At 66.1% G+C, this 12,265-nt stretch carries 7 protein-coding genes and 1 pseudogene; 1 reads left to right on the top strand and 7 read right to left on the bottom strand.

Features of this window, described 5'->3' with window-relative positions:
- Positions 1 to 5: 5 nt before the first annotated feature.
- The 5 genes from rpsG to VB080_RS00150 all read right to left on the bottom strand — a co-directional run bounded on the left by rpsG (position 6) and on the right by VB080_RS00150 (position 10,222).
- On the bottom strand, positions 6 to 476 hold the full coding sequence (gene rpsG, locus VB080_RS00170) for a 30S ribosomal protein S7 (RefSeq protein WP_323416386.1): 471 nt from the start codon (positions 474 to 476) through the stop codon (positions 6 to 8).
- A complete protein-coding gene (rpsL, locus tag VB080_RS00165; RefSeq protein ID WP_323416385.1) occupies positions 476 to 847 on the bottom strand; it encodes a 30S ribosomal protein S12 in 372 nt (123 codons plus the stop codon). Before rpsL ends, rpsG begins: the two co-directional genes overlap by 1 nt.
- A gap of 326 nt (positions 848 to 1,173) precedes the next feature.
- Positions 1,174 to 5,055, bottom strand: coding sequence for a DNA-directed RNA polymerase subunit beta' (locus VB080_RS00160; protein WP_323416384.1), 3,882 nt, complete (start codon positions 5,053 to 5,055; stop codon positions 1,174 to 1,176).
- A 34-nt stretch (positions 5,056 to 5,089) separates the two neighbouring features.
- Positions 5,090 to 8,563, bottom strand: a complete 3,474-nt coding sequence (gene rpoB / locus VB080_RS00155) for a DNA-directed RNA polymerase subunit beta (RefSeq protein WP_323416383.1) — start codon at positions 8,561 to 8,563, stop codon at positions 5,090 to 5,092.
- A gap of 375 nt (positions 8,564 to 8,938) precedes the next feature.
- The gene (locus VB080_RS00150) at positions 8,939 to 10,222 is read right to left on the bottom strand and encodes a helix-turn-helix transcriptional regulator (RefSeq protein WP_323416382.1); all 1,284 of its coding nucleotides are present in this window, start codon (positions 10,220 to 10,222) and stop codon (positions 8,939 to 8,941) included.
- A 123-nt stretch (positions 10,223 to 10,345) separates the two neighbouring features.
- Here VB080_RS00150 and VB080_RS00145 point away from each other — a divergent pair, with 123 nt between their 5' ends.
- Complete coding sequence (locus tag VB080_RS00145; protein ID WP_323416381.1) at positions 10,346 to 10,504, top strand: hypothetical protein; 159 nt, start codon at positions 10,346 to 10,348, stop codon at positions 10,502 to 10,504.
- A gap of 250 nt (positions 10,505 to 10,754) precedes the next feature.
- Here VB080_RS00145 and rplL read toward each other — a convergent pair whose 3' ends face one another.
- Positions 10,755 to 11,150, bottom strand: a complete 396-nt coding sequence (rplL, locus tag VB080_RS00140) for a 50S ribosomal protein L7/L12 (protein WP_323416380.1) — start codon at positions 11,148 to 11,150, stop codon at positions 10,755 to 10,757.
- 186 nt (positions 11,151 to 11,336) lie between these two features.
- Positions 11,337 to 11,849: pseudogene (rplJ, locus tag VB080_RS00135) on the bottom strand (50S ribosomal protein L10); the annotation flags it as partial.
- Positions 11,850 to 12,265: the final 416 nt, after the last annotated feature.

The following is a 12,265-nucleotide window of genomic DNA, read 5'->3' as shown; positions in this document are numbered from 1 at the left end:
GGGACTCACCAGCGGTAGTGGGCGAAGGCGCGGTTCGCCTCGGCCATCTTGTGGGTGTCCTCGCGACGCTTCACCGAAGCGCCCAGGCCGTTGGACGCGTCCAGCAGCTCGTTCATCAGCCGCTCGGTCATGGTCTTCTCGCGGCGCTGCCGGGAGAACGACACCAACCAGCGCAGGGCCAGGGTGTTGGCGCGGCCGGGCTTGACCTCGACCGGCACCTGGTAGGTGGCGCCACCGACCCGGCGGCTCTTCACCTCCAGCGCCGGACGGATGTTGTCCAGCGCCTTCTTCAGGGTCGCAACGGGATCCACACCGGTCTTGGCGCGAGTGCCCTCCAGCGCGTCGTAGACGATGCTCTGGGCGACGGTCTTCTTGCCGTCCAGCAGGATCTTGCTGACCAGCTGCGACACCAGCGGGGAACCGTAGACCGGGTCGACGACAACCGGGCGCTTCGGGGCGGGACCCTTGCGAGGCATTACTTCTCCTTCTTCGCGCCGTAGCGGCTGCGTGCCTGCTTGCGGTTCTTCACACCCTGGGTGTCGAGCGAGCCGCGGATGATCTTGTAGCGCACGCCGGGCAGATCCTTCACACGACCGCCGCGCACCAGCACCATCGAGTGCTCCTGCAGGTTGTGGCCGACACCGGGGATGTAGGCAGTGACCTCGACCTGGGAGGAGAGCCGGACGCGGGCAACCTTGCGCCGCGCGGAGTTCGGCTTCTTCGGGGTCGTGGTGTAAACCCGGGTGCACACCCCGCGACGCTGGGGCGAGCCCTTGAGCGCGGGCGTCTTGGACTTGCTGACCTTGTCAGCACGGCCCTTGCGGACCAACTGCTGGATAGTGGGCACCGGCTGGTATCTCTTTCCGTTATTCGGGTTGGCACGTTCGGGTGAACGCAAGTCGTGTGGTGGCGGCGGTGGGATCGCGGTCGTGAGACCCGGCGATACCCGCGCACAAGAGCCTGGTCTCCCAGACCCAGTGGAATAGCTTAGTCGCTGTCCCCCGCTTGGAGCAAAACCATGCGCTCCCCACCATCGAGCGCCTGCCTTCACGTCGAGCGCCAGGCCCTAGGCACGAGCGCTCGACGGTAAGGGAAGCGCTCGATGAAACAGGACGACGAGGTGCGGCGACGCCGAACCGGCGGCACCCCGGCAGGGGGCCGCCAGTTCGGGCTTCAGCGCAGTTCGCCGGTGTCGAACTCGTCCAGCGGGAGGATCCCGCCGCCGACGTTCAGGTCGTAGTCGTAGGGATCGTAGGAGAGGTCGTAGGCGGCCGCCCGGGCTTCGGCGGTCGGCTCCACCCGGATGTTGCGGTACCGGTCCAGGCCGGTACCGGCCGGGATCAGCTTGCCCAGGATGACGTTCTCCTTCAGACCGACCAGCGAGTCGGACTTGGCATGGATCGCTGCGTCGGTGAGCACCTTGGTGGTCTCCTGGAAGGAGGCCGCCGACAGCCAGGACTCGGTGGCGAGACTGGCCTTGGTGATGCCCATCAGCACCGGACGGCCCTGGGCCGGGGTGAGACCCTCGGTCACCATCCGCCGGTTCTCGGCCTCGAAGCTGTTCCGGTCGATCAACTCGCCCGGCAGCATCGAGGTGTCACCCGACTCGATCACGGTGATCCGGCGGAGCATCTGCCGAATGATGATCTCGATGTGCTTGTCGTGGATCGGAGCGCCCTGCGTCCGGTACACGGCCTGCACCTCCTCGACCAGGTGCTCCTGGACCTTGCGCAGGCCGGAGACCCGCAGCACGTCCTGAGGATCGGGCGTTCCGGCGTAGAGCTGCTGGCCGGCGGCGACGTGGTCGCCGTCGCCGATCGAGTGACGAACGCCGGTAGCGTCCTCCCACTCCAGCCGGACCCGCCGAGGCAGCGGGTACTCCAGGTCGGGCTCGCCGTCGTCGCGGACGATGACCAGCTTGCGGCTGCGCTCCCCGTCCACGATCGACACCCGGCCAGCGGCCTCGGCGATCGGGGCCTTGCCCTTGGGCTGGCGGGCCTCGAAGAGCTCGACCACACGCGGCAGGCCCTGGGTGATGTCGTCACCGGCCACACCACCGGTGTGGAAGGTACGCATCGTCAACTGGGTGCCGGGCTCGCCGATGGACTGCGCCGCGACGATGCCGACCGCCTCGCCGACGTCGACCAGCTTGCCGCTGGCCAGCGACCGGCCGTAGCACATCGCGCAGGTGCCGGTGGCGGCCTCACAGGTGAGAACCGAACGAACCCGGACCTCGGTGATGCCGTTCTTCAGCAGCTTCTTGATGTTGACGTCGCCCAGGTCGACCCCGGCCTTGACCAGCACCTTGCCGTCGGCGGTCACCACGTCGGAGGCCAGGGTACGGGCATACACCGCGGTCTCGATGTTGCGAGCCGGAACCAGCTTGCCGTTCTTGCCCTCGGCCGCGATCACCTTGATCAGGCCACGCTCGGTGCCACAGTCCTCCTCGCGGATGATCACGTCCTGGGAGACGTCCACCAACCGCCGGGTGAGGTAGCCGGAGTCGGCGGTCCGCAGCGCGGTGTCGGCCTGGCCCTTCCGGCCGCCGTGGGTGGAGATGAAGTACTCCAGCACGGACAGGCCCTCACGGAAGTTGGACTTGATCGGCCGGGCGATGATCTCGCCCTTCGGGTTGGCCACCAGACCTCGCATGGCGGCGATCTGGCGCATCTGGGTCATGTTCCCTCGCGCGCCGGAGTGCACCATCATGAAGATCGGGTTGTTCTTGGTGAAGTTGGCCTCCATCGCAGCGGTCAACTCGGCGGTGGCGTCGGTCCACAGCTGGACGAGTTCCTGGTGCCGCTCTTCCTCGGTCACCTTGCCACGTTCGTACTGCTTGGTGATCTTCGCTGCCCTGGCCTCATAGCCGGCCAGGATCTCCGGCTTGTTCGGCGGGGTCTGGACATCGGAGATCGACACCGTGACGCCCGACCGGGTCGCCCACTTGAAGCCGAGATCCTTCAGCTTGTCCAGCGTCGTACCGACCTGCACCTTCGGGTAGCGCTCGGCGAGGTCGTTGACGATCTGGCCGAGCTTCTTCTTGCCGACCTCCTCGTTGACGAACGCGTAGTCCTCGGGCAGCGCCTCGTTGAACAGCGCGCGACCCAGCGTGGTCTCCAGCACGATGCTGCCGTCCGGACGCGGCTCCATACCGGTCGGCGGAACAACGTCGGTGAAGCGGATTCGGCAGCGCGCGCCGATGCCCAGTTCGCCACGGTCGAAGGCCATGATCGCCTCCGCAGTGGACGAGAAGGCACGTCCCTCACCCGGCAACCCGTCGGTCTGCAGGGTCAGGAAGTAGTGCCCGATCACCATGTCCTGGGTGGGCAGGGTCACTGGACGGCCGTCGGCGGGCTTGAGGATGTTGTTCGTCGACAGCATCAGGATCCGGGCCTCAGCCTGCGCCTCCGCGCTCAACGGCAGGTGGACGGCCATCTGGTCGCCGTCGAAGTCGGCATTGAAGGCGGTGCAGACCAGCGGGTGGAGCTGGATCGCCTTACCTTCGATCAGCTGCGGCTCGAAGGCCTGGATGCCCAGCCGGTGCAGGGTGGGAGCACGGTTCAGCAGCACCGGGTGCTCGCTGATGACCTCTTCCAGGACGTCCCACACCACCGGACGCTGCCGCTCGACCATCCGCTTGGCGCTCTTGATGTTCTGCGCCAGGTTCAGGTCGTCCAGCCGCTTCATCACGAACGGCTTGAACAGCTCCAGGGCCATGTTCTTCGGCAGGCCGCACTGGTGCAGCTTCAGCTGCGGGCCGACCACGATGACCGAACGGCCGGAGTAGTCGACGCGCTTGCCCAGCAGGTTCTGGCGGAACCGGCCCTGCTTGCCCTTGAGCATGTCGGAGATCGACTTCAGCGGACGGTTGCCCGGCCCGGTGACAGGACGGCCGCGGCGGCCGTTGTCGAACAGCGAGTCGACGGCCTCCTGCAGCATCCGCTTCTCGTTGTTCACGATGATCTCGGGCGCGCCCAGGTCGAGCAGTCGCTTGAGGCGGTTGTTCCGGTTGATCACCCGGCGGTACAGGTCGTTGAGGTCGCTGGTCGCGAACCGGCCACCGTCCAGCTGCACCATCGGACGCAGGTCCGGCGGGATCACCGGGACGGCATCCAGCACCATGCCCAGCGGGCTGTTGGTGGTGTTCAGGAAGGCCGACACCACCTTGAGCCGCTTCAGGGCACGGGTCTTCCGCTGCCCCTTGCCGGTCTGGATGATGGTGCGCAGGTCCTCGGACTCGGCGGCCAGATCGAAGGTGGCCAGGCGCTTCTTGATCGCCTCGGCACCCATGTAGCCCTCGAAGTACTTGCCGAAGCGGTTCTTCATCTCGCGGTAGAGGATCTCGTCGCCTTCCAGATCCTGCACCTTGAGGGTCTTGAACCGCTGCCAGACGGCATCGAGGCGGTCGAGCTCGCGCTGTGCGCGGTCGCGCACCTGCTTGACCTCACGCTCGCCGGAATCGCGCACCCGCTTCTTGATGTCCGCCTTGGCGCCCTCGTCCTCCAGCTGCTTGAGGTCCTCCTCGAGCTTGCGCATCCGGGTCTCGATCTCGGCGTCGCGCCGGGATTCCATCTGCTTGCGCTCCACCTCGACCTTGGCCTCCAGCGAGGACAGGTCGCGGTGACGAGCCTCCTCGTCCACCGCGGTGATCATGTAGGCAGCGAAGTAGATGACCTTCTCCAGGTCCTTCGGAGCGATGTCCAGCAGGTAGCCCAGCCGGCTCGGCACGCCCTTGAAGTACCAGATGTGGGTCACCGGAGCCGCCAGCTCGATGTGGCCCATCCGCTCGCGGCGGACGTTGGAGCGGGTCACCTCGACGCCGCAGCGCTCACAGATGATGCCCTTGAAGCGCACCCGCTTGTATTTGCCGCAGTAGCACTCCCAGTCCCTGGTCGGACCGAAGATCTTCTCGCAGAACAGGCCGTCCCGCTCGGGCTTCAGGGTCCGGTAGTTGATCGTCTCCGGCTTCTTCACCTCGCCGTGCGACCACTCGCGGATCTGGTCGGCCGTGGCCAGCCCGATGCGCAGCTCGTCGTAGAAGTTCACATCCAGCACGTTTGTGTGCCCTTTCTTCCTGAGAGGGTTCTGCTCAGACTTCGTCGATGGACTGGTACGAATCCGCACCGGGGCGCCGGGACAGGTCGATCCCGAACTCCTCGGCGGAGCGGAAGTCGTCTTCGGAGTCCCGCAGTTCGACCACCGTGCCGTCGGAGGACAGGACCTCGACGTTCAGGCACAGGGACTTCATCTCCTTGACCAGCACCTTGAAGGACTCCGGGATGCCGGGCTCGGGGATGTTCTCGCCCTTGACGATCGCCTCGTAGACCTTCACACGGCCGGGGACGTCGTCGGACTTGATGGTGAGCAGCTCCTGCAGCGCCCAGGCGGCGCCGTAGGCCTCCAGTGCCCACACCTCCATCTCGCCGAACCGCTGGCCACCGAACTGCGCCTTGCCGCCCAGCGGCTGCTGGGTGATCATCGAGTACGGGCCGGTCGAGCGGGCGTGGATCTTGTCGTCCACCAGGTGGTGCAGCTTCAGCATGTAGATGTAGCCGACACCGACCCGCTCCGGGTACGGCTCGCCGGAGCGGCCGTCGAAGAGCTTGGCCTTGCCGCCGGCGTCGACCAGCTTCATGCCGTCGCGCTGCGGCAGGCCGTGCTCCAGCAGCCCGGCAATCTCCTGCTCGTTGGCGCCGTCGAAGACCGGCGTGGCCAGCCGGGAGTCGCCCGGCACCTGGGCCAGGCCGACCTCCTTGAGCCGGTTCGCCCACGGCTCGTCCACGTCCGCGATGTCCCAGCCGGTCTTGGCCACCCACCCGAGGTGAGTCTCCAGCACCTGGCCGACGTTCATCCGGGACGGGACGCCCAGCGGGTTCAGCACGATGTCGACCGGGGTGCCGTCCTCCATGAACGGCATGTCCTCGACCGGCAGGATCTTGGAGATGACGCCCTTGTTGCCGTGCCGGCCGGCGAGCTTGTCACCGTCGGAGATCTTGCGCTTCTGGGCGACGTAGACCCGCACCAGCTGGTTGACGCCCGGCGGCAGCTCGTCGCCCTCCTCGCGGTCGAACACCCGGACGCCGATCACCGTGCCGGTCTCGCCGTGCGGCACCTTCATCGAGGTGTCGCGGACCTCGCGGGCCTTCTCGCCGAAGATGGCGCGCAGCAGCCGCTCCTCCGGGGTGAGCTCTGTCTCGCCCTTCGGGGTGACCTTGCCGACCAGGATGTCGCCGTCACGTACCTCCGCACCGATCCGGATGATGCCCCGCTCGTCCAGGTCGGCGAGCATGTCCTCGCCGATGTTCGGGATGTCGCGGGTGATCTCCTCGGCACCCAGCTTGGTGTCGCGGGCGTCGATCTCGTGTTCCTCGATGTGAATCGAGGTGAGCACGTCGTCCTGCACCAGGCGCTGGCTGAGGATGATCGCGTCCTCGTAGTTGTGGCCCTCCCACGGCATGAACGCCACCAGCAGGTTGCGGCCCAGTGCCATCTCGCCGCCGTCGGTGCAGGCGCCGTCGGCCAGCGGGGTGCGCACCTCGACCCGGTCGCCCGGCGCGACCAGCGGACGCTGGTTGATGCAGGTGGCCTGGTTGGAGCGGGTGAACTTCGCCAGCCGGTGGGTGGTGTAGGTGCCGTCGTCGTTGGCGATCTCGATCAGGTCGGCGCTCACCGAGGTGACCACGCCGGGCTTCGAGGCGACCGTCACGTCGCCGGCGTCCACCGCACCGCGGTACTCCATGCCGGTACCGACGAACGGGGACTCGTTGCGGATCAGCGGCACCGCCTGGCGCTGCATGTTGGCGCCCATCAGGGCCCGCGACGCGTCGTCGTGCTCCAGGAACGGGATCAGCGCGGTTGCCACCGACACCATCTGACGCGGTGAGACGTCCATGTACTGCACGTCGGCGGCCGGCACCTCGTCGGCGTCGCCGTGCTTGACCCGGACCAGGATGCGGTCCTCCAGGAAGCGTCCGTCCGCACCCACCTTGGCGTTGGCCTGGGCAATGACGTAGCGATCCTCCTCGTCGGCGGTCAGGTAGTCGATCTGCTCGGTGACGTGGCCGTCCTCCACCTTGCGGTAGGGCGTCTCGATGAAGCCGAAGGCATTCACCCGGGCGAACGAGGCCAGCGAGCCGATCAGGCCGATGTTCGGGCCTTCCGGGGTCTCGATCGGGCACATCCGGCCGTAGTGGGACGGGTGAACGTCGCGGACCTCCATGCCAGCGCGGTCCCGGGACAGACCGCCCGGGCCGAGCGCGGACAGCCGCCGCTTGTGGGTCAGGCCGGCGACCGGGTTGGTCTGGTCCATGAACTGGCTCAACTGTGAGGTTCCGAAGAACTCCTTCAGCGCCGCCGACACCGGACGGATGTTGATCAGGGTCTGCGGAGTGATCGCCTCAATGTCCGGGGTGGTCATCCGGTCGCGGACGGTGCGCTCCAGCCGGCCCAGGCCGATCCGCAGCTGGTTCTGGATCAGCTCACCGACGGTGCGCAGCCGGCGATTGCCGAAGTGGTCGATGTCGTCGGTCTCGACCACCAGGTCGCCGATGGTCTCGCGGCCCTCGTGCAGCGCGACCACGTAGCGAATCGCGGCAACGATGTCGTCCAGGGTCAGCACCTGGGTGTCGAACGGCAGACCGGTGCCCAGCTTCTTGTTGATCTTGTACCGGCCGACCTTCGCCAGGTCGTAGCGCTTGGGGTTGAAGTAGTAGTTCTCCAGCATCTGCTGGGCGGCCTCACGCGTCGGCGGCTCGCCCGGACGCAGCTTGCGGTAGATGTCCAGCAGCGCGTCATCGGTGTTGGTGGTGTGATCCTTCTCCAGGGTCAACCGCATCGACTCGAACTCGCCGAACTCCTCCAGGATCTGCTCGTTCGTCCAGCCCAGTGCCTTCAGCAGCACGGTGACGTTCTGCTTGCGCTTGCGGTCGAGCCGGACGCCGACCATGTCGCGCTTGTCGATCTCGAACTCCAGCCACGCGCCGCGGCTCGGAATGATCTTGCAGGTGAAGATGTCCTTGTCGGAGGTCTTGTCAGCGGTCTGCTCGAAGTAGACGCCCGGGGAGCGAACCAGCTGGCTCACCACCACGCGCTCGGTGCCGTTGATGATGAAGGTGCCCTTGTCCGTCATCAGCGGGAAGTCGCCCATGAACACCGTCTGGCTCTTGATCTCGCCGGTGTCGTTGTTCATGAACTCAGCGGTGACGAACAGCGGGGCCGCATAGGTGACATCGCGGTCCTTGCACTCCTCCACCGAATGCTTGGGATCCTCGAACCGGTTGTCGCGGAACGACAGCGACATCGTCTGCGACAGATCCTCGATCGGCGAGATCTCCTCGAAGATCTCCTCCAGGCCGGACTTGGTGTTGATGTCGGTACGACCCTCGGCCTGGGCCGCGGCTACCCGCTCGCGCCAGGTTTCGTTGCCGACGAGCCAGTCGAAGGATTCGATCTGGAGATCCAGCAGATTGGGAACCTCGAGCGGCTCATGGACCTTTGCGAAGGAGATCCGACCGCTAGGGGAGACGACATTGGTGTTCTTCGACGCAGTGCGCGAGACGGCCAAGGTGGAGTCCTTCCAGAAACCCGGCGCGTTGCCGGTTCGTTGCACGCAGAACGGCCCGCGTCAAAGTCACGGGTCGTCGATGGCAATGGGCAAAGCAATAGCCTACAGCCCAACCGCGACACACGCAACAGCCCGCTCGTCAGTGAGCGGACGGCCCTGGCCTGGGCACCCGTCCGACGAAGCGTAGAGCCGATCCCCACCTGCTGCCAAGCCACGGCCTGCTGCCGACAGGCTTGTCCCCAAAACGGTGATCGGTGCTTGCTGTCAGGCACGGGAGGGGTGGCCTGACGCAAGCACCGATCGTTGAGGTGTACTCATCCGACGCATTGTGGGGGGGCGCCGATGTGTTAATCACATCATGGTTTGACTGTCGTGTCAACTCCTGGAGTCAAGTTCTGGACAACAAAGTTCGCTGACATGACGGTAGGCCTCCAGCGCCTGCTTGAGCCGGCCGTCGGCCTCGAACAACTCACCTGCCGCGCGGTAGTGCTGCCAGGACTCCTCGCGCCGGCCCAGTTCCTGTGTCGCCGCGCCGAGAATCCACTCCGACATCCCGTGGTTGTACTCGGCATTGCCCAGCACCGGGTCGCTCAGGATCCCCTCGATGATTGACGCCGCCTCGCTGGGGTTGTGCTCCAGCAGGGCCAGCCGCGCGCGCGCCTGCCGCAGTTCGACGACGTCGAACGGGTTGCCGATGATCTCCAGCCCGGTCGAGCTGATCCGGAGCAGTTCGGCCACACCGTCAGTCGAGCCGAGGTCGAGCCGGCAGTTGGCGTCGCTGCGGTGGAACCGCAGCCACAGCCGGAGATCGCGTTGCGGGTTCAGCAGCTCCCGGGCCTGGTCGTAACGCGCCGCACCCTCCACCGGATCGCCATTGTTGTAGGCCGCGGTGCCGATCGTCCAGGCGACCATCCCGCGGGAGTGGTTGGCTGACAGTTGCGGCATGAGATCGACCAGCCGTTGCAGGTAGGGCCCGGTCTCATCGGCCCCATGCCCTGCCTCTGAAAGGGCGCTGACAAGGGACATCAGAGCTTCGGTAAGGATGATCGGCGGTGCATCGCCAGCCGCTTCCACGGCCCGCGCCCCCAGTGCGATCGCCCAGCCGACCCGGCTTCCCGCCCGGTTGGCGATCGACGCCAGGCTCAGCGACTGCGCCCGCGCCACGGCGTAGGTGGTGGCCGCTTCCCATTCGGAGATCTCCTCGGCGATCCGGGCCGCGTCGGCGAATTGTGCGTTCGCGAACCTTGCCTGGGCGACCACGTACATGGCCTCCCAGTAGCGGATCGCGTCACCGGCGGCCTTCGCGCGGACGGCGGCCCGCTGGCCGTGCGCCTCCGCCGAGGACCAGTCGCGGTCGTACCAGGCACGCTCGGCGACCAGCAGGTCCTCCACGGCGCCGGGGTGCACGGTTCGCTCGGCACGCATCGTCGCGGCCTTGTCGAAGTGTTCGCGGATCCCCCACTCCAGGGGGGACACACCGAGACGGCGAGCCAGGAACTCCACCACTTCCGGGGTCGGTGTCCGCCGGCCACTCTCCAGATGCGAGATGTAACTGCCGGAATACCGATCACCTCCCAGTTCCGCCTGGGACATCTTCTGGCTGCGGCGGCTCTCACGGAGTAGCCGACCGAACTCGACGCCAGTCGTCTGGATCGCCACAGCGTCTCCTCTGCTCGCTCGTGGTGGAAACTCTGTCAAATCTTGACAAGCCAGTCAAGTTTCCCCTACCTTCGTCAACGAGGAGTTCGTTCGACACCATCCACGAGAGTCAGGGATTACAACATGACCACCATCCGCAAGATCGTTGCCACCACCATCACCGCCGCCGCGTTGGCCGTCAGCATCGGCGTCGTTGACGCTCAGGCCGCTTCCTTGGTGAAGGGCTCCACCACCGTCGTCGTCAATGGCGGTGGCCAGGGCAACTGGCCGCTGGCTCGCTGAGTAACTTCCGCGCAGTCGCTGGGCACCCCCCAAGCTCAGTCGGCAAGCCACACAAGCCAACTACCCACCCCCTTGGCGCAGATCGGCGGCGGTCCACCGCAGGACCGCCGCCGATCTGCGCCATCAGCTTTCAGCTCCCCGGGCTCAGGACAGCTCCGTTCTGGTGCCGGTTTGATGATCGCGGAACGCACAGCGGGGGCGGTTCCTGAACGCAACCGCCCCCGCTGTGCTTGTCAGCTGTGCGTATCGCTCACTTGATGGAGACGACGGCACCGGCAGCCTCGAGGGACTCCTTGGCCTTGGCGGCCGCGTCGCGGGCCACCTTCTCCAGGACCGGCTTCGGGGCGGCCTCAACCAGATCCTTGGCCTCCTTCAGGCCGAGGTTGGTGAGCGCACGCACCTCCTTGATGACCTGGATCTTCTTGTCACCTGCGGATTCGAGGATGACGTCGACCTCGGAGGACTCCTCGGCCTCCTCGGCGGCACCGGAGTCGCCACCGCTGGCTGCCGGAGCGGCGGCCACGGCCACCGGAGCAGCGGCGGTCACGCCGAAGGTGTCCTCGAACAGCTTCACGAACTCAGAGAGCTCGATCAGGGTCATCTCCTTGAAGGCCTCAAGGAGCTCGTCAGTGCTGAGCTTCGCCATGTTGGGCGTCCTTTCGTTTTCTTACTCGTTCGACTGCTTCTGGTCTGGTTGCTGTCGCACAGAACCTGCCTTGCTCTCGGGAGAATGAAGCGAGCTTCACTCTCCGCTCGAGCTGCGTTGGTCTGTTCGCTGTCGCACACGACCTGCCTTGCTCTCGGGAGAATGAAGCGAACTTCACTCTCCGCTCGAGCTGCGTTGGTCTGCCAGCGCGGCAACGGCGCGGGCCGTCTGGGACAAAGGTGCGGCGAAGAGGCCGACAGCCTTGGCCAGATTGCCCTTCATCGCACCAGCGAGTTTCGCGAGCAGAACCTCGCGAGACTCCAGATCGGCCAGCTTCTTGACCGAATCGGCATTGAGCACGCGCCCATCCATGACGCCGCCCTTGATGACCAGAAGCGGATTGGCCTTCGCGAAATCACGCAGCCCCTTCGCCACGGTGGCTACGTCACCGTGGATGAAGGCGATCGCCGTGGGCCCGGTGAGCTGGTCATCGAGGCCCTCGATGCCCGCTTCGCGGGCAGCGATCGTGGTCAGGGTGTTCTTCGCAACGGCATAGGTGGCGTCCTCACCGAGGGACCGGCGCAGAGCCTTGAGGTCCTTGACGGTGAGACCGCGGTACTCGGTCAACACTGCCGCCGCAGAGCTGTCGAAGGCATCCTTCAACTCTGCAACGGCTGCTGCCTTGTCCGGCCTCGCCATGGGTCTCCTTCCCACTTCTTCTTGTGTCAGCCGAGGATCCGCGGGCAAAGAAAAACCCCGGACGCGCAGGGCGACACGGGGAACTACTCGAACGAGCGGATTCACGTTTCACCTGCGCGGGGTTTACCGGCCCTGCTCACGCAGAACCGAACCAGCGGTCTTCGGCAGGCACGAGTTTACGGGACGCCCACTCCCCCGGCCAAATCGATCGGCGATCGGCCGCCGATCGCCCTCGCCCTCGCCCTCCGAGGATCACCCAGCCTGTGACGCCACGGCCAAGGACGGAATGCCACTCACAGCTTGTGCAAGCACCACAGTGCCGGCTCACCACCCATCGCCAAACTGTGACCACACCCCCGAAGACGGAACCCCGATCACAGCTTGCGCGAACATGACAATGCCGACTCACCACCCAT

The sequence above is a fragment of the Propionicimonas sp. genome, from assembly GCF_034927565.1.
Lineage (GTDB): Bacteria > Actinomycetota > Actinomycetes > Propionibacteriales > Propionibacteriaceae > Propionicimonas.
This window is presented reverse-complemented; position numbering and strand designations above follow the sequence as displayed.

Excerpts from the sequence above, each read along its gene's own strand:
- rpsG (WP_323416386.1), bottom strand. The coding sequence starts at position 476 with ATGCCTCGCAAGGGTCCCGCCCCGAAGCGCCCGGTTGTCGTCGACCCG.
- VB080_RS00145 (WP_323416381.1), top strand. The coding sequence starts at position 10,346 with ATGACCACCATCCGCAAGATCGTTGCCACCACCATCACCGCCGCCGCG.
- rplL (WP_323416380.1), bottom strand. The coding sequence starts at position 11,150 with ATGGCGAAGCTCAGCACTGACGAGCTCCTTGAGGCCTTCAAGGAGATG.